The following is a 25,296-nucleotide window of genomic DNA, read 5'->3' on the forward strand; positions in this document are numbered from 1 at the left end:
AAGTTATAATGACTAAACCTGTTTTAGGAATACTTGATTACTTTATTATTGTTGCTGTATTATTAACCACCTTGTATTTTGGTTTAAGGTACGCTCGTAATCAGAATACTACACAATCATATTTTGCAGCTAAAGGCAGGGTACCTGCCTGGGCTATTGGTATGTCGTTATTGGCTACATTAATCAGCAGCGTTACTTTTTTAGGCTATCCTGGCGAGGGTTTCTCTTCTAACTGGCTGTTGTTAGTGCAAGGGTTAATGGTACCAGTGGTATTATTAGGTATTATCTGGTTTGTGGTACCACTTTTCAGGAAAGTAATTGGCTTAAGTGCTTATGATTATTTTGAAAAGCGTTTTGGCCTTTTTGCCCGGTATTATAGTTCTATAGCTTTTGTATTCAGGCAATTTTCGGGTATGGGTACGGTATTTTTCCTGTTGGCTGTTGCTTTAAGCAGCATTACAGGAGGTAATACTTTAGCTATTATTATAGTAGTCGGTTTAATCGTAGTTGCGGTTAATTTAATTGGTGGTATTGAAGCTGTAATCTGGCTGGATGTTTTTCAAGGCTTTATGCTGTTTGCCAGTGGCATATTGTGTTTAGGGATCTTGTTGTTCTCCGTAGAGGGTGGCGTTTCTGAAGTTTGGAAAGTGGCCAGTGCCAATGGCCGTACAGGTTTTGGTCCTTATGATCTCAATTTCACAAAGCTTACCTTTATTGTAATGGCTATCAATGGTATGTTTTACGCCGTACAAAAATACGGAACGGATCAAACCGTTGTGCAGCGTTACCTAACCGCAAAAACCGATAAAGATGCCATCCGAGCCTCATTGTTGGGTATATCGCTTACTGTTCCGGTATGGATGCTGTTTATGTTTATTGGTACTTGCTTGTTCGTGTATTACAAACAACATCCTGCACCCGGTTTAGATCAGGCCAATGCTAATTCAGTTTTCCCTTATTTTATTTCAACGCATTTACCTACGGGCGTGGTGGGCTTTGTTTTAGCCGCCATGATTTCGGCAGCCATTTGCAGCTTAAGTGCCGATTTAAATTCCCTAGCTGCCGTTGGTGTTGAAGATTATTATAAAAAGTTTCGCCCTAACCGGTCTGATAAAGAATATTTAAAAAGTGGTAAATGGATGGTCGTAATATCCGGGCTGATTGCTATTGGTATTGGTACCATGTATATAGGGCTGGGCAATGAAGGTATCTTAGGCATTGTATTCACTCTGTATGCTATCTTCTCAGGCGGTATTGTAGGTATATTCTTGTTGGGCTTGTTTTCTGCTCGGGCTAACCGACAAGGTATTAACATCGCCATTATCGTATGTATCTTGTTTACTGCATATGCCTTTTTAACCTCTACTCAAATTGAATTAAGCGGCCATAAAAGCTTATTGCTTGATTTGGGCTCCTATAACTTTACGCAGAACAAATTAATGTTGGGCGTTTATAGCCATATAGTAGTCATTGTGGTAGGTTATATAGCCAGCTTGTTTTTCCCTAAACCAACACTCGATCCTAACCTATTATATAGCGGATGGCGCCTGGCCCGAAAACAAGGACAACAAGAAGTAACTGACACCACATCTTCCGTAGCCTAATATGTAATATCATGCTGTTAGCCTATCTTATTGTATGCTGAATTTATTACAGGTAAGCTAATATCGTACATAAAGTAGTCAAAATACTGCATAAAACTGTTCGGAATAGCTCGCATTTTTGGTAACAACACCAATTGATCTAACAATTCAAAAAGCTGAGTTGAATTGCATTCGTGCATTTAAAATAATTCAAAGCTTTGCTATTGTAGCCGCTTGGGTGTATGCCCCAATAAACCTGATATTATTTAATACATCAAGATGAAAAAACGTACTGTTGGCTTTGCTACTTTAGCTATTGTTATGGCGGGTATAAAAACAGTGAAGGCACAATATCCTACTATTCCACCTGCCGTACAGGCTGTAGCTGATTCTGCACTGGCCGAAGAGCAACGCCGTTCTGACGCTGCATGGGAGAAAGCTTTACCTATCATCCAGCGTGATGAAAAAAATGGAAAACCATACATTCCTTGGGCTAATAAATCTTCTGATTTGCCTCAGGCTAAAATACCAGCCTTTCCGGGTGCCGAAGGCGGCGGCATGTACTCGTTTGGCGGCCGTGGTGGTAAAGTGTTTGTCGTAACCAGTTTGGCTGATCGTGGTCCCGGTACCTTACGCGATGCTTGTGAGCAAGGTGGTGCACGTATTATCGTGTTTAATGTTGCTGGTATTATCAAATTAAAAAGCCCTATCATCATTCGGGCGCCATACATCTCAATAGAAGGTCAAACTGCTCCTGGTGATGGTATTTGTATAGCAGGCGAATCAGTATGGATTAATACGCATGATGTGTTAATTCGTTTCATGCGTTTCCGCAGAGGTGCAACTGATGTAGCCCGTCGTGATGATGCATTAGGAGGCAACCCGGTAGGTAATATTATTATTGATCACGTTTCTGCAAGCTGGGGATTGGATGAAAACATGTCCATCTACCGCCATGTGTATGATCGTAATGGTGCCAAGCAGGAAAAAATGGCTACGGTAAACGTTACTATTCAGAACTCTATATTTTCAGAAGCTTTAGATACTTATAATCATGCTTTTGGCAGTACTATAGGTGGCCACAACAGTACCTTTATGCGGAACTTGTGGGCTAATAACATTGCCCGTAATCCATCGGTAGGCATGAATGAAGATTTTACTTTCTTCAACAACGTAATATTTAATTGGTGGAACCGTAGCGCTGATGGTGGTGATAACACTTCTTTGTATAATTTCATCAACAACTACTACAAGCCAGGGCCCATTACACCACTTAATGAACCGGTAGGGCATCGTATTTTGAAACCGGAGTCGGGGCGCGATAAATCTAAACGTACTTTCTTTGGTAGAGTGTATGCTAGTGGCAACATTATGGAAGGTAACGAGAAGGTAACTAAAAACAACTGGGACGGCGGTATCCAGATTGAGAGCTTACCAGACGCTGGCCGCTGGACGGATAGTATCAAGTCTGATAAACCTTTCCCCATTAAAAACAAGGTTAAAATTGTACCCACACAAGAAGCTTATAGCTATGTTTTAGCCAACGCAGGCGACATTTTGCCAAAGCGGGATGCAGTAGATAAACGTATTGTAGAGGATGTTCGTACCGGTAAAATATCCTATGTGCCTAATACGTCTAATAATAATGGCATCAAGTATATTAAGCATCGTTTACCTGATGATTCGTACATGCAAGGTATCATCACCGATCCAAACCAAGTAGGAGGGTATCCTGATTATAAAGGCACGCCTTACCTGGATAGTGATAAAGATGGCATTCCGGATAGTTGGGAAAAGGCTCATGGCTTAAACCCGCACAATGCTGCCGATTCACCAGCTATGGCCAAGAATGGTGGTGGTTACAGTAACATCGAGGTGTACCTGAACAGCGTAGTTCCCGCAAAGTTGGTAACACCTCAATAAATTTTAAAGCTATTAAAATGTAAAAGGTGCTGCGATGTATTACATCAAGCACCTTTATTAAATTAATGATATGTTTAGTTTAAAGAACAAGGTAGCAGTAATAACAGGCGGGGGTAGCGGCATTGGTAAAGCTATTGCGCTGCTTTTTGCTCAGCAAGGGGCAACCATTCACTTAGTAGAGCTGAATACCGAAGCGGCAGACCAGGTAATTGCCGAGGCAAATAGCAGTGGTGGCAAAGGTCAGGTACATGCTGCGGATGTTAGCAATCAGCAAGCCGTTAGCAATGTATTTAACCAGATTGGGCATATTGATATCTTAGTTAACAATGCCGGAATAGCCCATGTAGGTAATGTAGAAAATACAACCGAAGCCGATTTTGAACGTGTGTACAACGTAAACGTTAAAGGTGCTTACAATTGCTTGTTTGCCGCAATACCTTTAATGAAGGCACAAGGTGGTGGCGTAATCCTGAACATTGCTTCTATTGCTTCGCACGTGGGTATTACCGATCGTTTTGCGTACTCTATGAGCAAAGGAGCTATTTATGCCATGTCGTTATCCGTAGCCCGTGATTATATAGATCATCATATTCGTTGCAATAGTATATCGCCGGCTAGGGTGCATACTCCGTTTGTGGATGGTTTTATTAGTCGCAACTACCCTGGTAAGGAGGCTGAGATATTCGAAAAGCTATCAAAAAGTCAGCCTATTGGCCGTATGGCCGAACCAAGCGAAATTGCTGCATTAGCTTTGTATTTATGTTCTGATGAAGCAGGTTTTATTACAGGTTGCGATTACCCGATAGATGGTGGATTTATTAAGTTAAATAACTAATAGCTCCATTTTACAATAAGGTAGTTCAAACTAGTTTCGGGAAGTTAATAAAGTATTTCAAACATTATCAGTTTATACTATGCAACTTGCGCGCGTAATATTTGGCACAAGCAGTTTAGGTAATTTATATACCGTACCATCCGATGAGGTAAAGCTAGCGGTTGTAAAAGCCATTTTTGAAAATTCGCCTAAGCCGGTAGTCTTTGATTCGGCAGGCAAATACGGTGCGGGTTTGGCGTTAGAAGCTTTAGGCAAATGTTTAAAGCAGTTAGGCATAAAGCCCGATGAAGTAGTGATTAGTAACAAAATGGCTTGGTACCAAACCGAACTAAAAACACCCGAGCCTACTTTTGAGCCCGGTGTATGGCGTGATTTAAAGAACGATGCTGTACAAAAAGTTAGCTACCAAGGTATGTTAGATTGCTTTGAACAAGGTAATCAATTATTAAATGGCTATATACCACAATTAGTTTCAGTACATGACCCAGATGAGTATTTAGCAGCTGCCCAAGATGAAGCGGATGCTGAACAACGTTATCAGGATATATTAGATTCTTACCGTGCACTGGCTGAATTGAAGGCGCAAGGCAAGGTAAAAGCTATTGGTGTAGGATCTAAAGACTGGAAGATCATTGAACGCATTGATGGTGATGTAAATCTGGATTGGGTGATGATTGCTAACAGCATGACCATCAAACAACATCCAGCCAATTTATGGCAGTTTATGCAAAAGTTGAAGGATAAAGGCGTACAAATCATTAATTCGGCAGTGTTTAATGGCGGATTCCTGACGGGTGGTGATTATTACAATTATAAATTGGTAACTGCTGATGATGAGGAAGGAAAAGCCTTATTGCAATGGCGAGATGATTTCTTTGCTTTATGCAACAAGTATCACATTAAGCCTGCGGAAGCTTGTGTTCAGTTCGGACTTCGTGCACCAGGGGTAACCAGCATAGCCTTAAGTACAACCAACCCTGATCGAGTAAAAAGTAATATTGATATGGCTCATGTACAAGTTCCTGAAGAATTTTGGCAGGAAATGAAAACGCAGAAGCTGATTGATCCTGCTATAAACTTTTAAATAAATCATCTTATCACTATGTATAAAATTGATGCACATCAACATTTTTGGCAATATAATCCGGTTCGTGATAGCTGGATAACCGATGATATGCACGCCATCCAGCGGGATTTTTTACCTGCTGATTTATTACAGCTACTGTTGCATAACCATATTCATGGGTGTATCGCCGTACAATCAGATCAGTCAGAAGCTGATAATGAGTTTTTGTTAAAGCAGGCTCAGGAAAATCCTTTCATTAAAGGTATTGTAGGCTGGGTAGATTTACAGGCGCCAAATGTGGAAGATCGATTAAGATATTATCGGCAATACAAGAAGATCAAAGGCTTTCGGCATGTTCTGCAAGGAGAGCCACAGCGTGATATGATGTTGAACGATGCCTTTAAGCATGGTATAAACTTGTTAAATAAATACGGTTTCACGTACGATTTGCTGATTTTGTGTGACCAGCTATCATATACAGAAAAACTAGTATCACAATTTCCTGACCAGGCTTTTATCATCGATCATTTGGCTAAGCCTGACATTCGGAACCATCAGCTTGATGGCTGGCAGGAGGGTATGAAAGCGTTAGCCAGCTATCCGAATGTAAATTGCAAGGTGTCGGGCATGGTTACCGAAGCCGACTGGCACCATTGGAAGGAAGCCGATTTTACACCTTATCTGGATGTTGTTTTTGAAGCGTTTGGCCCTAACCGGGTTATGTTTGGGTCAGACTGGCCCGTGTGCATGGTAGCGGGCGGTTATAACCAGATGATTAAGATGGTTAAAAATTATGTAAAGAAATTATCCGCACATGAGCAAGCCTTATTTTGGGGCGACAATGCGGTAAAAATATATCAGTTAGAAGTTTAATGTCATGAAAACATTAGTTTGTACCGAACCAGGTACCTTTACGTACGGTGAAGCTGTAAAGCCTGAGTTAACCAGCGATCACGCAATCATCAAAATAAAACGTATTGGCGTTTGTGGGACTGATTTGCACGCTTTTAGAGGTACGCAACCTTATTTTAGCTACCCCCGTGTGTTAGGGCATGAACTATCGGGCGAATTGGTAGAGTTTGATAATGCGCCCGGCTTTGTAAAAGGCGAAGCAGTTACCTTTATACCTTATTTTAATTGCGGTATTTGCATCGCTTGTCGTAGTGGCAAGCCTAACTGCTGCGTAAATATACAGGTGTGTGGCGTACATGCTGACGGGGGAATGGTTGAGTACCTTTCGGTACCCTCCAGATTGCTGGTACATGGTGAGGGTTTAACTTACGATGAATTGGCTTTGGTTGAACCCTTAGCCATTGGTGCACATGGCATACGTAGGGCTGATGTTCAGCCAGGTGAGTTTGTACTGGTAATGGGAGCCGGGCCGATTGGTTTAGGCACAATGGAGTTTGCCCGTATTGCCGGAGCACAGGTAATTGCTCTGGATGTAAGTGCCGACCGCTTGCAGTTTTGTCGTGAAAAGCTTAACGTGGCACATACAATTAATCCTGCTGAAGTGGATGCTGTTGAGGCATTGCGTCAAATCACGAATGGTGATATGGCTACGGTAGTAATTGATGCTACCGGTAACTTAAAAGCTATTGAAGGCGGCATCAATTACCTGGCTCATGGTGGCCGGTATGTTTTAATTGGTCTGCAAAAAGAAGCATTCAGCTTTAGTCATCCTGAATTTCACAAGCGCGAATCTACCTTAATGAGTAGCCGTAACGCTACCCGGCAAGATTTTGAACACGTAATAGCCAGCATGAAGCAAGGCTTGGTTGATCCGAAAACCTACATTACCCACCGGGTAGTATTTGATGAAGTAGGCGAACATTTTGAAAGCTGGCTCAATCCGGCTAATGGCGTTATCAAAGCTATGATTTCGCAACATGATGATGAGTAAGCGTTAAACTGCTGGGTATAATTTATACGAATAAACTTGTTTAGCACGTTACAAAGTGTTACAGGTGTTACATGTTTCAGGGTGTAACACCCTGAAACACTGACAAACCATTGGCAGTGGTGGCACTGTTTCGTCAGTAGTTTATAAATAAAATACGCCCTGTATGATGGGTGTGAAAACCAAATATGAAACAAGTTTGCTGCTAACGCGGGTAGTTCAAATAAAATAATGGATAAAGAATTAACCATGAGTAAATTCAAAAAGATACTCACTACAGCCATTTTATGCGTAGCCGTTACAGCCAGTTACGCGCAAAATAAGAAGTTTGTGAGTAATCGGGCTCTTAAAAGTTATGTGACCTACTTTAATAAGATTGATACTGAAACTATCAAAAACTATGTAGATAATGCACATGCTACAGCATGGATGGAGCAGAATATTCCATTATTTGAATGTCCGGATACCACGATCGAAAAAATTTATTATTACCGTTGGTGGACCTTCAGAAAGCATTTAAAGCAAACACCCGATGGCTTTCTGGTTGATGAGTTTATTACACCGGTAAACTGGGCAGGCGTTTATAATACGGTAAGTAGTGCGGTTGGGCACCAAATACGCGAAGGCCGCTGGTTGCACAATCAGCAATACATGAAAGATTATATTTCCTTTTGGCTGTTTGTTGATCCGAAAACTAAAAAGCCGCATGCTCATGCTTTCAGTAGCTGGCTTGATGATGCGGTGTACAATTATTACCTTATCAATTTAAATCAAGCTTTTGTAAAACAGGTAGTGCCTGCACTGGATGCTGATTACAAATTATGGGAAACTGAAAAACAAACCCCCAGCGGCTTATTCTGGCAGTTTGATGTGCGTGATGCCATGGAAGAATCCATTAGCGGTGGCCGTAAGGTAAAAAATATACGGCCTACTATCAGTAGTTACATGTATGGTAATGCGAATGCTTTATCAAAAATGGCCAGTATTGCTGGTAATGATACGCTGCAAAAAAAGTATGCTGCTAAAGCTGTACAACTGAAAAAATTAGTTCAGGATAGCTTATGGGATGATACTGCTCAGTTTTTTAAAGTAAAATTGGCCGCTACCAGCAAACTTTCGGATGCTCGCGAAGAGTTAGGTTATATTCCGTGGTATTTTGATTTACCTGATGATAAAGCTAAATATGCAGAACAATGGGAGCAGTTAGTTAACCCAAAAGGATTTAATGCACCTTGGGGCATCACCACTGCTGAGAGGCGCCATCCGTTGTTCCGTACACATGGAACCGGGCATGGCTGTGAATGGGATGGTGCGCTGTGGCCTTATGCCACCAGCCAAACATTAACCGGATTGGCGAACCTGCTCAATGATTATAAAAATCAAGATGGCATGTCGGCCGAGGTATTCTACAATGAATTGCATAAATATGCCGCTTCTCATATCAAAAGAGGGGTGCCTTACTTAGGTGAATATCAAGATGAGAAAACCGGTTACTGGCTAAAAGGTGATAACCCGCGCAGTAGCTACTATAATCATTCTACCTTTTGCGATTTGGTGATTAATGATTTAGTAGGTATAAGGCCGCGCACAGATAATAGGTTACAAGTAAAACCATTAATACCTGAGGGTAAATGGAACTGGTTTTGTTTGGATCAGGTATTATATCATGGGCACATGATTACCATTTTGTGGGATAAAACAGGTAGCCATTACCACAAAGGTAAAGGGTTCCATATCTATGCCGATGGTAAAGAGATTATGCAATCCGGCAGTTTGAAGCCGTTATTAGCCAAATTACCTTCTTAAATAGGTTTGTTATGACAAGATGCTATAATAGCATGAAAAAATCTTACAAAAATAAAGTTGCCATTAGCACTAGTTTTGGCTTGAATATAAACCAATACGAACTTTTAAACCTGAATAGTAAACGGCAAAGCTGTTGATGAAAGCCCATTTGCACTGATGTGTTGGCAATTGGATAATATCAAATAATTGCCTGCACTGTTTCTGCAAAATGTAATAATGGCTAAACAAAATAAGGGCTTATTCTGCCTTTGCTTAGGCTTGTTTTTAATGTATACAGGTCTGCTACAGGCAAAAGTAGTCATCAAAAAGCCTGTTAATATTGTGGTTGCTGCCGGCAGTCATCCACGTTTGTACTACGGGGCTCAAAAGCTGGCTACTGCCTTAAATGCGCACGGATATACAGCTAAAATAGTAGCCAAGGCACTTGATAAACGGGCTGCTATCATTATGGTAAGCCTATCGGCCGATTCTGCCCGGGTACGTTTTGCTGACAAAGCCCATGAATCTACCTGGAAAGAAGGTTTTAAAATTAGCAGCAATCCAGCTACACATAAAATAACCATAAGCGGGCATGCCAGCTCAGGCGCTATGTATGGTTGTTTGGAATTGGCCGATCAGGTAAATGCTAAAGGTGCAATTCCGGAAAAAATCAACCTGACCGATCAGCCCGAAATGGTATTGCGTGGTGCTTGCGTGGGGGTACAGAAGCCAACACTGCTACCAGGGCGCGGTACTTACGAGTATCCTTACACGCCTGAAAACTTTCCGTGGTTTTACAATAAGTCTTTATGGGTACGCTATTTGGATTCGTTGGCCGAAAACCGCATGAATTCTTTATATTTATGGAACGGACATCCTTTTGCTTCGCTGGTAAAAGTTAAAGATTATCCTTATGCAGTAGAAGTGGATGATGCCACCTTCAAGAAGAATGAGGAAATGTATCGTTTCCTGACTGCTGAAGCCAATAAGCGGGGTATATGGATCATTCAGGGTTTTTATAACATTATTGTACCTAAACCTTTTGCGGAGCATAATCATCTGGAAACACAAAATCGTAACAGGCATATCGTACCTATTATAGCTGATTATACCCGCAAGTCGATAGCTGCCTTTGTAGAAAAATATCCGAATGTAGGTTTGCTGATTACCCTGGGTGAGGCTATGGAAGGTACAGGGCAAGATGATATTGATTGGTTCACCAAAACCATAATTCCGGGCGTAAAGGATGGCTTGAAAGCTTTAAACCGTACAGATGAACCGCCCATTGTACTACGTGCGCATGATACAGATGCCCCAACAGATATGAAATATGCTTTGCCACTATACAAGAATCTGTATACTATGGCTAAGTATAATGGTGAAGCATTAACTACGTACACACCGCACGGTTCCTGGGCTGATTTACATCGTACCTTGAGCCGGATTGGTACCGTACAGATCGAGAATGTTCATATTATGGCTAATCTGGAACCTTTCCGGTATGGTTCGGCTGATTTTATACAGAAATGTGTATTGGCTATGCACAATACGTATGAAGCTAACGGCTTGCATTTGTATCCGCAAGCCTCTTATTGGGACTGGCCTTACACCGCCGATAAAGCTGACACCCGTTTGCTGGAACTGGAGCGTGACTGGATCTGGTACAAAGAGTGGGCGCGTTACGCCTGGAACTGTCATCGGAATCGCGAAGCAGAAATTACTTACTGGGGTACGCAGCTGGCTACCCGTTATGGCTGTACGCTGCAACAAGGCAAAGATATTCTGGAAGCTTATGAACAGGCTGGTGAAATATCTCCGCAAATCTTACGGCGTGTGGGTATAACAGATGGTAACCGGCAAACCATGACTTTAGGTATGCTGATGAGCCAGTTTACCAATCCGGAAAAATATGGTTTGTTCAGCTTGCTTTATACTTCAGAAGCACCTGAAGGAGAAATATTAAGCGAGTATGCCGAAAAGGAATGGAAACACCAGCCGCATATTGGCGAAACACCAGAGCAGGTAATGAACAATATTGTGGTTTATGGTAAAAAAGCTGTAGAGGCTATTAATCAGGCAGCGCCAGGCGTAAAGCATAATACCGCAGAGTTTAAGCGTTTACAAAATGATATGTATTGTTACCAGGCTATGGCAGATAGCTATTCAGCCAAAATTAATGCGGCTATTCATATCCTGCGCTACAAATACTCGGATGATGTAGCTGATTTGGAAAAGGCAATACCTGAAATGGAACACAGCTTGGCTTATTACCGCGACTTGGTAAAACATACTGAAAACGCCTATTTGTATGCGAATAGTATGCAAACCAAGCAACGTAAAATACCGATGAGAGGTAACGATGGTACCATGAAAACATGGGTGGAGCTGTTACCTGTTTATGAAGCTGAGCTAACTAATTTCAAAAAGCACGTTGCACAATTAAAATCGCCGGCAGCTATAGCTAAAAAGGCCGAAAAAGTACAACTGCAAAATGCGCAGGTTAACGTACTGAATGCAACCGGCGGGTTTTATAGCATTAGCAAAGGGGAACAGCCATTTACAGACACCGCAACTACCTTGCAGGATTTTGCTACCGAATTGAAAGGCTTAAAAGGCATTAAACTATCAAAAGCACAACAGGTAAAACAAGGTACCAGCATACAATTTAGCAATACCAAGCCTGTTAAGGTGCTGGTCGGCTTTTTTAACGAGAAAAGCAGTAATTATTCACCTCCTCCGGAGCTGGAAACTGATGCTAGTGCTAATGATTATGGTCAGGCTGATGTAACACTAGCCAATGCAGTACTCATACCAGGCTTACCACCAGTCAATGTGCATACTTATACTTTTAAAGCAGGTACCAATACGCTTACTTTAGCTAAAGGTGCATGTTTGGTGCTGGGCTTTGTTCCCGAAAATCAAACAGTACCGGTTTATGATGCAGGCTTGAGTACTACAGGTAATATCAAAGACTTGCGCTGGCTTTTCAGCGAGTAAATACATTATATTTAAGTTTAATCATGATAAACATATCCCTTTTAGACGTAAAGCGATTACGCCGTTGTAAGTTGGTAAAAGGCAGTTTTCTTATTATCTGTTTGTTGGGGTGTCATCATGATTTATCAGCACAAACGCAAGCCTTAAAACTCTGGTATAATAAACCTTCACAAAAGTGGACGGATGCTTTACCTATTGGTAATGGCAGATTGGGAGGGATGATATTCGGCGGTGTGGATACAGAACGTGTTCAGTTCAATGAGCAAACCTTATGGACCGGCCGACCACGTGCTTACCAGCGTGAAGGAGCCGTACAATATTTGCCTACTATACGTAAGTTACTGTTTGAAGGTAAGCAAAAAGAAGCCGAAGCTTTAGCCGAGCAACACTTCATGGGTAAAAAGGATAATGAAGATGATTATACTACCCTGAAAGCTGCCTGGTATAAAAGTGTTCGTAACAATACAGCCCCTGCTGCTACCAATTATAACGATCAGGGTTGGAAGCACATTAACCTACCAACCGAAAAAGGATGGGAAACTACTCCTGGCTTTGAAGGATTAGATGGTGCCGTATGGTTTCGGAGTACCGTAAACATTCCTGCCGAATGGGCCGGTAAAAAGCTGGTTTTAAGTTTAGGCCGCATACGGGATATTGATTATACTTATGTAAACGGAACATTGGTAGGCAACACGGATACAACCAATTATCGCCGCTACAAAACACCGGCCTCTGTATGGCATACGGGCACTAACCAAATTGCTGTTCAGGTCATCAATTTTTATGATAAAGGTGGTTTAACCAGCGCATACAAAGAGTTAATGGTTTACCCTGAAGATAGTACCCCGGAAGCTGGAATTCCATTAAGCAGAACCTGGAAGTACTGGATTCAGGATGACAATGTACCTGCTTTTCCACGCTATAATGCCGATTATCAGCCTTTTGCTGATGTGTATCTGCAATTCCCTAAACATGGCGATGTAACTGGCTATAAACGTGATCTGGATATTAGCAATGCTACAGCGCATGTAACTTATACTAGTAACGGCACTACTTACACCCGCGAATACTTTTCAAGCGCACCCGATCAGGTAATTGCTATGCACTTAACAGCTAGCCAACCCGGCAAAATTACGTTGAATGCGGTATTGAAAAGCTTACATAAAGCAGTTACCATCCGAAAAATAGATGACCATACACTGGAACTCTCATTGAAGGTACGTAATGGGGTACTTAAAGGTGTTACTTACTTAAAAGCGGAAAGCAGTGGCGGTACATTAAACGTTACCAACGATGGCATTGCTATAGTTGGGGCTAATGAGGCTACATTCTATCTGGCTGCGGCTACCAGTTTTAAAAACTATCATGATGTGTCGGGTGATCCTGATGCTGCTTGTAAGCAAACTATACAGAAGCTGAAAGATAAAAGCTATGCTGCCATTAAAGCGGCACACATTCGCGATTATCAAAATTATTTTAATTTATTCAGTATCAATCTCGGAGAAGGTAAGAATGCCGGTATGCCGACCGATGAACGTATATTACACTTTAACAATGTAGATGACCCTTCATTAATTTCGTTGTATGTGCAGTACGGACGTTATTTACTGATATCCTCATCCCGCCCAGGTTTCATGCCGGCTAATTTACAAGGTATCTGGAACGATTTATTAACGCCACCTTGGGGTAGTAAATTCACCACCAACATCAACCTGGAAATGAATTACTGGCCTGCCGAGGTGTTGAACCTATCAGCTTGTAGTCAACCGTTATTTAATTTTATAGATGATCTGACCCAAACCGGGCAGCTTACAGCTAAAGCACATTATGGAGCTCATGGCTGGGTGCTACATCATAATACCGATTTATGGCGGGGTACGGCACCCGTAAACGCATCCAATCATGGGATATGGGTAACCGGGGCAGCCTGGCTTTGCCATCAGTTGTGGGAGCATTATGAATTTACGCACGATAAAGAGTTTCTGCGCACACGTGCCTACCCGGTGATGAAGAGCGCTGCCGAGTTTTTTGTAGATTTCTTAATCAAAGATCCAAAAACAGGTTATCTCATCAGTGTACCTTCTAACTCGCCTGAACATGGTGGCTTGGTAGCCGGTCCAACTATGGATCATCAGATTATTCGCGACTTATTGAAGAACTGTATAGCTGCTGAAAAAATATTAGGCACCGATGCTGCCTTCGGTAAGGTGTTGCAAGGCAAATACAATCAGATAGCGCCTAATAAAATAGGCAAATACGGCCAGTTGCAGGAGTGGATGGAAGATAAAGACGACCCTAAAGATGACCACCGGCATGTGTCACATATGTGGGGTGTTTACCCAGGTACAGATATTACCTGGAATACTTCAGCACTCATGAAAGCTGCTAAACAATCCATGATTTTCAGAGGTGATGAAGGTACAGGATGGAGCATTGCCTGGAAAACAAACATCTGGGCCCGCATGCACGAAGGTGACCATGCTTACCTGATGCTAACTAAACTATTATCACCAGCAGATGCAGTGCCTAATCATGAAAAAGGTGGTATTTACCATAACATGTTTGATTCACATGCACCATTCCAGATTGATGGTAATTTCGGAGGAGCAGCAGGCGTAAGCGAAATGCTCTTACAAAGCCAAATGGGGTATTTAGATTTACTTCCAGCTCTACCATCAGCCTTACCCAATGGAGAAGTAAAAGGTATTCGTGCACGTGGTGGTTTTACGCTGAACCTAAGCTGGCAAAAAGGTGCTTTACAGCAGGTAGAAGTCAGGTCAGATGTGGGTAGCCCCTGTACCATTAAGTATCAAGGCAAAGAAATTAGTTTCCCTACACAACGCGGCAAAGTTTACCGGTTTAACGGCAGCTTAAAGCAACTATAATTTTATTACACATCATGTTTAGTTTATCAGCAGTTTACTTTAATCAGCGTTGTCGTGCTTTTTTCATTAGGCTAACAGTTGCTGTTGCAGGTATGTTGATAACCTTCAATAGTTTTGCCCAGCAACCTTTACGGCGCGATTTATTGTTAAATACCGGCTGGAGCACCACAGAGGATGAGCATAACCAAAATGCTCATCAAGGATTTGAAAAGGCAAATTTCAATGATAAAGCCTGGCCAGTAGTAGATGTTCCGCACAATTGGGATACTTACGGTGGCTATCGTCGTTTGAAACATGGTAACCTGCATGGCTACGCCTGGTACCGGAAAACATTTACCGTAAAACCCGATCAAACTAATCGTGAATACTTTTTGTATTTTGAAGGAGTAGGTTCTTATGCTACGGTATGGCTTAATGGCCAGAAAGTAGGTTATCATGCCGGCGGGCGTACCACATTTACGCTGAATGTAACAAACATCATCCGGTTTAATCAGCCCAATTTGTTATGCGTACGTGCCGACCATCCGGCTTTTATTAAAGATTTGCCTTGGGTATGCGGCGGTTGTTCTGATGAGGGAGGTTTCTCTGAAGGTTCACAGCCTATGGGTATTTTCAGGCCAGTACATTTACTGGTGACGAATGGTACATGTATTGAACCATTCGGTGTTCACATTTGGAATGATACGACGGTTACGACCGAGCAGGCTACCTTGCATTTAGAAACAGAAGTTAAAAATTACAGTAAGCAGGCAAAAAAAGTAACTATTGTTAATCAGCTACTGGATGCAACTGGTAAAAACGTAGCCACGCAGCAGGTGCAAATATCTTTAACACCCAATGCAAGCACTATCGTACCACAACAGTTTGCTGGTTTAAAAAATGTGCATTTGTGGTCGTTAGAAAATCCATATCTCTATACAGTACTTACCCAAATTACCGAAAACGGAAAAGTAATTGACGAAACCCGTACACCTTATGGTATTCGCTGGGTAAGCTGGCCTATCGGGCGTAACAATGGTGATGGAAGGTTCTATCTAAATGGTAAGCCGATATTTATTAATGGCATTGCCGAATACGAGCATTTGATGGGGCAAAGCCAGGCTTTTAGTGCGCAGGAAATAAAAGCAAGAGTTATGCAGGTTAGAGCCGCAGGCTTTAACGCTTTTCGTGACGCACATCAACCCCATAACCTAGAGTATCAAAAGTATTGGGACAAGTTAGGCTTATTGTGGTGGCCTCAATATTCGGCACATATTTGGTTTGATACCCCCGAATTTAAAGAAAACTACAAAGCGCTGCTGCGCGATTGGATTAAAGAACGACGTAATAGTCCGTCGGTTATTTTGTGGGGCTTAGAAAATGAAAGTAAACTACCTGCTGATTTTGCACGGGAGTGTACGGCCATTATACGGAAAATGGACCCTACGGCATCTTCGCAACGTAAAGTAACCACTTGCAATGGTGGTTCGGGTACGGATTGGGATGTGCCGCAAAACTGGACCGGTACCTACGGTGGAAACCCGTTAACTTATGGTGAAGATTTACAAAAGCAAATCCTGGTAGGGGAGTACGGTGCATGGCGTAGTTTGGACTTGCATACAGAAGGACCATTTGCACAAAATGGCCCCTTAAGCGAAGACCGGATGACGCAGCTGATGGAAACTAAGGTACGATTGGCCGAATCTGTAAAAGACAGAGTGGCTGGTCAGTTTCAGTGGTTGTTGTATTCGCATGAAAACCCTGGACGTGTACAAGGTGGGGAAGGCTTGCGTGAACTAGACCGAGTTGGACCTATCAATTATAAAGGTTTGTTTACCCCTTGGGGCCAGCCTTTGGATGCTTTTTATATGTACCGGGCTAATTATGCTAATGCCGGTAAAGAGCCCATGGTTTATATCGTATCGCACACCTGGCCTAACCGCTGGCTTAAACCGGGTAAAAAAGATAGCATTACGGTTTACTCCAATTGTGATGAAGTGGAGTTGTTTAATGATGTTAAAACAACATCATTGGGCAGAAGGAAACGAAATGGTATAGGTACGCACTTTCAATGGGATGGTGTAAATGTACAATATAACGTGTTGTATGCGGTAGGATATGTGCATGGTAAAGCCGTAACCAATGATGTGGTTGTGCTGAACCATTTACCAGCCGCGCCACATGTACAGCAACTATATCAAGCCGATAACAGTATGCTACTACCTGCCCCAAATTATAAATACCTATATAGGGTTAATTGCGGCGGACCAGAATATAAAGACCAGAATGGTAATACCTGGATGGCGGATGTGCATAAAAACGGAGCGCAAAGTTGGGGCTCGCAATCGTGGACGGATGATTACGAGGGAATGCCTGCGTTCTTTGCCAGTCAGCAACGCACGTTTGATCCGGTACAGGGTACCAGCGATAGCCATTTATTTCAAACCTATCGGTATGGCATGAACAAATTGCGTTATTGCTTCCCGGTACCGGATGGTGATTACCGTATTGAACTTTACTTTAACGAGCCTTGGTATGGTACAGGTGGAGGTTTGGATTGCACCGGCTGGCGGTTGTTTGATGTAGCAGTCAATAAAAAAACAGTTATCCGGAACTTAGATATTTGGAAAGAATCCGGCTATAACCATGCTTTAAAGAAAACGGTTACTGCACATATTACCGGCGGGCAGTTAGAAATTTCGTTTCCACATATTGCCGCTGGCGAAGCTATTATTTCGGCCATAACTGTAAGTACGCTTAACAAAACTGTGCCGGCTGTACATCAAGTCAATGATGGCATTGTACAAAATTTAAGTAATAACACCTCTGTTGCACTACGTCACTGGTTAGATTTAGGCGACCATCCATATCTTAATGAATCATCAACCATTAATAATTTGCCACCGGTGTTGTATGGAGCTGATTGGATTCAAACTTCCAATGCTTTAGGTCAGAGGGATAGAGAAATACATTTTACCATGGGAGCAGATGGTAGTGTATATGTAGCTAGTAATGTACCGGCTTATAAATGGCCTGATTGGTTGCAAGGTTATGAAGTTACTGGTTTATCGGTAAGCATTGATAAAGGGAATGGAACGCAGTTACCCTTATATCGCAAGTTCTTTAAAAAGAATGAGCAGATAACCTTAGGGAAGAATTCAGGTAGTTTGATGTATTTGGCTGCCGTACTACCTGCCATTACCTTAGAACCTGCTACCGATTTGCGCCCAACCGTTAACTATAAAGCTGATAACGCTTTGGCCAGTAGCACCGGTGCTGTACAGGATACCATGAATAATAAAAAGGTTATCCGCTTTACACAGCCAGCTCATGGAACGGCTACTTTCAACTTGTCGCCAGGAGTGGCCGATACTTACGCTTTACGGATTAAATATTATAATTTGACCGATAAAGTGCTGACCGGCAAAATGGAATTGCAAATGGCTGATGGTACGGTAATGAAGCAAGAAGATTTGATTTTCAAACCCGTAAAAAAAGGTAAGTCAGGTACTATAGCAACCAGTACCGGTACCAGCATTAATGCAGGTAATTACCGGCTCATCATTACTGCCACAGATGCTGAAGGATTAAACTTATCAGGCGTTGAAATGCAGTAAGAAACGGCTGTTGATATATCAAAATGAAAAAGAGACTGTATATACTATTGGTTTTGTTATCGCCTTTAACCTTATGGGCACAGGCCATCAAGGTGGTTGATTTACAATGCGAATACAAAAATAATCCGTTAGGGATTGAAGCAACTTCTCCCAAGCTAAGCTGGACGTTACAAAGTAATGGGCGTAACATTCTACAAACCGCCTATCGTGTTATAGTAGCCGATAATAATGCTGATCTGGATAAAAACATAGGTAATTGCTGGGATTCAAAAAAAATTAGTTCATCAGCCTCAATACAGGTGTTGTGTCATGGCAAAGCCTTGCAAGCGGCCAAAACCTATTACTGGAAAGTTATGATTTGGGATAACCAAAATCATAATTCTGGCTGGAGCCATGCTGCTCAATGGCAAATGGGATTACTTACGGTTGCCGATTGGAAATCTGCCCGCTGGATAGCTTATGATAAGCTACCCGATTCGGAGCGCCATGCTCCGCTTATCCATTTACGCGGCCCTAAAAAAATGGGCACAGCTAATGATGTATTGCCCTTATTACGTAAAACATTCAATGTAAATAAGCCAATTAAAAAAGCCACCATATACATTTGTGGCTTAGGTCATTTTGAGTTAAACATCAATGGGAATAAAGTAGGCGATCATTTTCTGGATCCGGGATGGACAGCTTATGATAAACAAGCATTATACGTACCTTTTGATGTGACCCAACAAGTGAAGCAGGGGAACAATGCCATTGGTGTAATGCTGGGCAACGGGTTTTACTACATTCCACGTGATGAACGTTACCGAAAACTGACTGGGGCTTACGGCTATCCCAAAATGATATGCCGTTTGGCTATTGAATACCAGGATGGCTCAACCAGTAATGTGGTAAGTGACACAAACTGGAAAACCGCGCAAAGCCCTATCATTTTTACCAGCATTTACGGTGGTGAAGATTATGATGCTAACAAAGAGCAACCCGGCTGGAATACGGCTAATTTTAAAGACAACAGTTGGAAAAACGTGATTTTGGTAGAGGGTTCACCTATGCTCAATGCACAATTGGAAGAACCATTGAAAGTTTTTCAACAGTTTTCGACACAAAGTGTAAAGCAACTGGGTTCTGGTTTTACAGGGCAGTACAAACCTAAAATTAACAAAGATGGTACACAAGCGCCCATTACTCAGCCTATAGTAAAAAACAGAGTGGTGTATGATTTTGGCCAAAACTTATCAGGTATTGTGCAAATTCAGGTAAAAGGTAAAAGAGGAGACACGGTTCGCATCTATCCGGCCGAGTTACTCAATGCAGAGGGTACCATCAATCAAAAAGGTTCGGGTAACCCTTATTACTTCCAGTATATTTTGAAAGGCAATGGGGTAGAAACCTGGCAGCCGCGGTTTACTTATTACGGGTTCCGGTATGCACAGGTAGAAAATGTTGTACCACAAGGTGAAGCCAATAATCAGCAGTTACCTGTTGTAGTAGGCATAAAAAGCTTACATACGCACAATGCAGCACCAGCCGTTGGGGAGTTTACCTGCTCCAATGAGTTGTTTAATAAAACTTTCAACTTGATTGATTGGGCTATCCGCAGCAATATGGCTAGCGTATTTACCGACTGTCCGCATCGTGAAAAATTGGGCTGGCTGGAAGAAGTACATTTGGTTGGTAGTTCCCTCCGCTACAATTATGATATTGCTAATCTAAGTCGTAAGTGTATTAGCGATATGGAGCTAGCACAAACAACTAACGGTTTAATACCCGAAATAGCACCCGAGTTTACCGAGTTTGGCGATGTTTTTCGTGATTCGCCGGAGTGGGGGAGTAACAGCATTATTTTGCCCTGGTACCTTTATCAGTGGTATGGCGATAAACAAGTGCTTGCCAATAGCTATTCAATGATGCGGCGTTATCTGGATTATTTAGCTGCAAAAGCTAATAACCATATCTTAACACAAGGTTTAGGTGATTGGTATGACATTGGGCCGAAAGATCCTGGCTTTTCACAAAATACTACCAAAGGAATTACCGCAACAGCCATTTATTACTATGATTTAGAAATTGCTGCACAAGTTGCTACTCTTTTAAATAAAGCTGCCGATGCTACTCGGTACAATAAACTGGCTGTTGAGGTCAAAAACGCATTTAATAAAACTTTCTTTAACGCTGAAACTAAGCAATACGGAACAGGTAGCCAAACCGCTAATGCAATGGCGGTTTACATGGGTTTGGTAGAGCCACAATATAAAGCCGCAGTGGTCAACAATATTGTGCAAGATATACGTGGTCGTAACAATGCCCTTACCGCAGGTGATATTGGCTATCGTTACCTGCTTCGGGTACTGGATGATGCCGGCCGCTCGGATGTTATTTTTGATATGAATAGCCGTACAGATGTACCGGGATATGGTTATCAATTGGCTCATGGCGCCACGGCACTCACCGAATCATGGCAGGGGTTGGCATCGGTATCAAACAACCACTTAATGCTGGGGCATATTATGGAATGGTTTTATAGCGGTTTGGCTGGTATAAGGCAAGCGCCGGGTGATATTGGCTTCCGGCATATTGAAATTCGGCCTGAACCTGTAGGAGACATCACTTATGTTAAAGCAGCCACGCATACCCCATACGGGACTGTAAAAAGCAGCTGGCAGAAAAAAGCAGATCAGTTTGAGCTGAATATTGAAGTTCCGGCTAATAGTACAGCTACCGTTTACTTACCAGCAAGCCAGCATGCAAAGGTAACTATGAACGGGCAAGCCCTTCAAGGTTTAAAATATCAAGAAAGTAAAGTAGTGGTACAAGTGGGTTCTGGCAATTATCATTTTATAGCTAAATAATAAATACATTATAAGTAAAAACGAGAGTGACAATTAATAGAATCAATTCAATAATGCATCAATCTAAGTTCATAAAATTTGGCCTGCTATGGATTGCCAGCCTACTGTTTGCAGCAGAGAGTAGCGCGCAATCTGAAAAAAATAAAGTTCCGGAAAAAGTAATGCAGGAAGTTTATGAGCAGGTTAAAACGCCTTACAAATATGGTTTGGTAATCGCACCAACAGACAATTCACAAAAGGCTGATTGCCCTACTGTGTTTCGTAAAGGTAATAAATGGTACATGACGTATATCATCTTCAATGGTCGTGGCTACGAAACCTGGATGGCTGATAGTAAAGATTTGCTGCATTGGAAAACGCAAGGCCGTATTCTTTCATTTTCGGATACTACCGATTGGGATAATAATCAGAAAGCTGGCTACGTAGCTCTGGAAGATACCAAATGGGGCGGCACCTACCAATTGCAAAAATATAATGGTAAATATTGGATGAGTTATTTTGGCGGGCATGATCGGGGTTATGAAAAAGGATTGCTTTCTATTGGTATTGCATACACCACTCAAGACCCATCCACCATCCACCAGTGGCAACGGTTAAATCATCCGGTGTTAACAGCTACCGATAGTAATGTACATTGGTGGGATAACCATACGTTGTACAAAGAAACTATCATCTGGGACAAGGCTAAAACTACTGGTCACCCGTTTGTGATGTATTACAATGCCAACGGCGACAGCCTGAATAAGAAACGGGGTGCCGAACGTATCGGTATGGCGGTATCTGACGACATGCTGCACTGGGAACGTTTTGGTCTTAACCCGGTTTTAAACCATAATGTAGGTATCACCGGCGATCCGTATTTACAAAGAATGGGCAACGTATGGGTAATGTTCTACTTTGGGGCTTTCTGGAAAGATAGGGGAGGTGCCTTCAATCGCTTTGCTTGTTCTTACGATCTAATAAACTGGACCGACTGGCAGGGAGAAAGTCTGATTAAACCTACGGAAACGGCAGGCGCTTATGATGAGGTTTTTGCTCATAAATCATTTGTCATTAAATACAAAGGTGTAATTTATCATTACTATTGCGCCGTTAACAAGGCCGATCAACGCGGTATTGCCGTAGCTACATCTAAAGATTTGGGCCGCAGTACAGTTAACTTTGTGGAGCCACCACCATCAAAAAGAAAAAAGTAAATTAGGTGTAAAAGCCTGATTGGATAATTATTGTACAATCTACATCAGTTAAAGCAAATGGCTTACTTTAGTCGTTTGCTTTAACTTTTTTTAATTTAAAATTTAATCTGCGCTTCATGCAACTAAAATGGTTTAGTATAACTTTAGTCTGGATATTAAGTCTAACAACAGCCCTAGCTCAACCGGGTGCCCGCACGATAAAAAGCTTTGATAACGACTGGCTTTTTTACTTAGGTGATGATAGCTTAGCCCGAAATGTAAACTATAATGCGGGGTCTTGGCGTTCACTCAACCTGCCGCATGACTGGAGCATTGAAGGTGCTTTTGACGAGAAAAACGCAACAACGCAGGCGGAAGGCGGCTTACCTGCCGGTATAGGTTGGTATCGTAAAATATTCACGCTTCCAGCCGCTTTAAAAGACAAAAATTTCTTTATAAACTTTGATGGGGTTTACCGCAATAGCGAGGTATGGATTAATGGGCACTATCTGGGTAAGCGGCCCAATGGTTACATCTCTTTTCAGTATAATTTAACCCCTTATCTGCAATTTGGTGGCTCAAACGTAATTGCGGTAAAAGTTGATAATTCTGGTCAGCCCAACTCACGCTGGTATTCAGGTTCGGGTATTTACCGCCATGTGTGGATGACAAGTACCGGCAAATCTTACATTCCAGAAGGGGGCGCTTTTATTAAAACGGCTGACGTTAGTGGTAACAGAGCTATTATTAACTTTCAAACACAGGTGATGGTTAATGAAGATAACCTGCGATTGAAAGCTTCCATTTACACCGCATCAGGAGAGTTGGTGAATAGTATTATTACGTCTGTAGGCAACGGCGATACTTTAGCAACCGTAAGCCAAAATATCATTGTCGGTCATCCAAACTTATGGTCGATAGATCATCCTTACCTGTACAAAGTAGTGTTGCAATTATTATCCGGTAAACAGGTGGTAGATAATGAGCAACACACTTTAGGCATACGCTATTTTAATTTTGATGTACAGAGAGGCTTTTTCTTAAACGGTGAATCTGTAAAAATAAAGGGCGTATGCTTGCATCATGATGAAGGTGCACTAGGTGCGGCTGTAAACACCCGCGCTATGGAACGGCAGCTACAAATATTAAAGGATATGGGTTGCAATGCTATTCGTACTTCGCACAACCCACCAGCTCCGGAGTTTTTAGATTTATGTGATCGCATGGGCTTTATCGTAATGGATGAAGCTTTTGATATGTGGGAGAAAAAGAAAAACAAGCACGACTATCATGAAGATTTTAAAAAGTGGCATAAGCGCGATTTAGAAGATCAGGTTAAACGTGATCGCAATCATCCGAGCGTTTTCTTGTGGAGTATAGGTAACGAGATACGTGAACAATTTGATAGCACCGGTATTACCATTGCCCGTGAATTGGTAAGTATTGTAAAAAAACTGGACAATACGCGTCCGGTAACTTCTGCCTTGAGCGAATCAGACCCTAAAAAGAACTTTATCTATCAATCAGGCGCGTTAGATTTGGTAGGGTTGAACTACCATCAGGAAGTATATGCCAACTTTCCTAAAAACTATCCTAACCAGAAGTTTATTGCTACCGAAACTATGTCGGCTCTGGAAACGCGCGGGTTTTATGATACGCCTACCGACACTACCCGCCACTGGCCTCATAGCTCCAAAGAAAAGTTTGCAAAAGGTAATCCGGAAGTAGCCGTTACTGCTTACGATAATGTAGCTGCATACTGGGGAACAACCCATGAAGAAACCTGGAAGATTATCAAAAAATATGATTTCCTATCAGGTTTGTTTGTTTGGACCGGTTTTGATTATATCGGCGAACCTGTTCCTTACGCCTGGCCGGCACGTAGTTCTTATTACGGTATCGTGGATTTAGCAGGCTTCCCCAAAGATGTATATTACATGTACCAAAGCGAGTGGACAGATAAGCCTGTATTGCACTTACTACCACATTGGAACCACAATCCGGGTGAAACTATAGATGTGTGGGCTTACTATAGCCAGGCAGATGAAGTAGAATTGTTCTTGAACGGACAATCATTAGGTACACGGGCAAAACAGAACGATGATTTGCATGTGAGCTGGAAAGTGCCATACCAGCCAGGTACGCTAAAAGCAATTTCACGTAAAAGCGGCCGGATTATTAAAACAGAAGAAATTTATACAGCGGGGCCTCCGGCACAAATTAAACTGGATGTTGATCGTGCATCCATAAAAGCAGACGGACGAGATTTGTCATACATTACCGTATCTGTGTTAGATAAAAACGGCCATGTAGTATCTAATGCTGATAACCTGATACAATTTAATATTACAGGTCCTGGTGTTATGGCTGGTGTAGATAATGGCTCGCCAACAAGTATGGAGCCTTTTAAAGCAAGCCAGCACAAAGCTTTTCATGGTTTATGTTTGGCTATCGTACAAGCTAAACAAAATGCCGGTATCATCACGCTTACAGCACAAGCGGAAGGCATGCCGAAAACAAAGGTTATTATTCGCGCTAGGTAGTAAAAAGCGAAAATTCTATAAACAAGCTCACTCCACTTATTCACTTAATGAATAATTGGAGTGAGCTTGTTTGTTAATAATTAACTAAGTTAAATAGAAACATGCATAAACCTTTTAAACAGCAGGATAACATTATACAATACATGGCAAAAATGCTATAGT

Annotated in this window: 13 protein-coding genes; all 13 read left to right on the forward strand. The window is 42.0% G+C overall.

The window, feature by feature from the left end; translation table 11 throughout:
* The first annotated feature begins 8 nt into the window (after positions 1-8).
* Positions 9-1,604: a sodium:solute symporter gene (locus HH214_RS16025; protein WP_169609302.1), complete on the forward strand. Its 1,596-nt coding sequence runs from the start codon at positions 9-11 to the stop codon at positions 1,602-1,604.
* Positions 1,605-1,862: 258 nt separating this feature from the next.
* Positions 1,863-3,506 carry a polysaccharide lyase domain-containing protein gene (locus tag HH214_RS16030; protein ID WP_248282119.1) on the forward strand — a complete coding sequence of 548 codons (1,644 nt, stop codon included), beginning with the start codon at positions 1,863-1,865 and terminating at the stop codon, positions 3,504-3,506.
* A gap of 70 nt (positions 3,507-3,576) precedes the next feature.
* On the forward strand, positions 3,577-4,341 hold the full coding sequence (locus HH214_RS16035; RefSeq protein WP_169609304.1) for an SDR family NAD(P)-dependent oxidoreductase: 765 nt from the start codon (positions 3,577-3,579) through the stop codon (positions 4,339-4,341).
* Between the two features lie 79 nt (positions 4,342-4,420).
* Positions 4,421-5,425, forward strand: a complete 1,005-nt coding sequence (locus HH214_RS16040) for an aldo/keto reductase (protein WP_169609306.1) — start codon at positions 4,421-4,423, stop codon at positions 5,423-5,425.
* A gap of 18 nt (positions 5,426-5,443) precedes the next feature.
* Positions 5,444-6,280 (forward strand): amidohydrolase family protein, encoded by an 837-nt coding sequence (locus HH214_RS16045; RefSeq protein WP_169609309.1) that lies wholly within the window; start codon positions 5,444-5,446, stop codon positions 6,278-6,280.
* Between the two features lie 4 nt (positions 6,281-6,284).
* Positions 6,285-7,310 carry a zinc-binding alcohol dehydrogenase family protein gene (locus HH214_RS16050; protein WP_169609311.1) on the forward strand — a complete coding sequence of 342 codons (1,026 nt, stop codon included), beginning with the start codon at positions 6,285-6,287 and terminating at the stop codon, positions 7,308-7,310.
* Positions 7,311-7,538: 228 nt separating this feature from the next.
* Complete coding sequence (locus HH214_RS16055; protein ID WP_248282120.1) at positions 7,539-9,113, forward strand: MGH1-like glycoside hydrolase domain-containing protein; 1,575 nt, start codon at positions 7,539-7,541, stop codon at positions 9,111-9,113.
* 216 nt (positions 9,114-9,329) lie between these two features.
* Positions 9,330-12,089 carry an alpha-d-galacturonidase gene (locus HH214_RS16060; RefSeq protein WP_169609313.1) on the forward strand — a complete coding sequence of 920 codons (2,760 nt, stop codon included), beginning with the start codon at positions 9,330-9,332 and terminating at the stop codon, positions 12,087-12,089.
* 23 nt (positions 12,090-12,112) lie between these two features.
* Entirely contained in the window at positions 12,113-14,974 is a 2,862-nt protein-coding gene (locus HH214_RS16065) for a glycoside hydrolase family 95 protein (protein ID WP_169609315.1), read from the forward strand.
* 14 nt (positions 14,975-14,988) lie between these two features.
* Positions 14,989-18,570, forward strand: a complete 3,582-nt coding sequence (locus HH214_RS16070; RefSeq protein WP_169609317.1) for a malectin domain-containing carbohydrate-binding protein — start codon at positions 14,989-14,991, stop codon at positions 18,568-18,570.
* Between the two features lie 23 nt (positions 18,571-18,593).
* Entirely contained in the window at positions 18,594-21,416 is a 2,823-nt protein-coding gene (locus HH214_RS16075; RefSeq protein ID WP_169609319.1) for a family 78 glycoside hydrolase catalytic domain, read from the forward strand.
* A gap of 53 nt (positions 21,417-21,469) precedes the next feature.
* On the forward strand, positions 21,470-22,612 hold the full coding sequence (locus tag HH214_RS16080) for a glycoside hydrolase family protein (RefSeq protein ID WP_169609321.1): 1,143 nt from the start codon (positions 21,470-21,472) through the stop codon (positions 22,610-22,612).
* Positions 22,613-22,728: 116 nt separating this feature from the next.
* On the forward strand, positions 22,729-25,134 hold the full coding sequence (locus HH214_RS16085) for a glycoside hydrolase family 2 TIM barrel-domain containing protein (RefSeq protein ID WP_169609323.1): 2,406 nt from the start codon (positions 22,729-22,731) through the stop codon (positions 25,132-25,134).
* Positions 25,135-25,296 lie beyond the last annotated feature (162 nt).

The organism is Mucilaginibacter robiniae (assembly GCF_012849215.1).
GTDB classification, from domain to species: Bacteria; Bacteroidota; Bacteroidia; order Sphingobacteriales; family Sphingobacteriaceae; genus Mucilaginibacter; species Mucilaginibacter robiniae.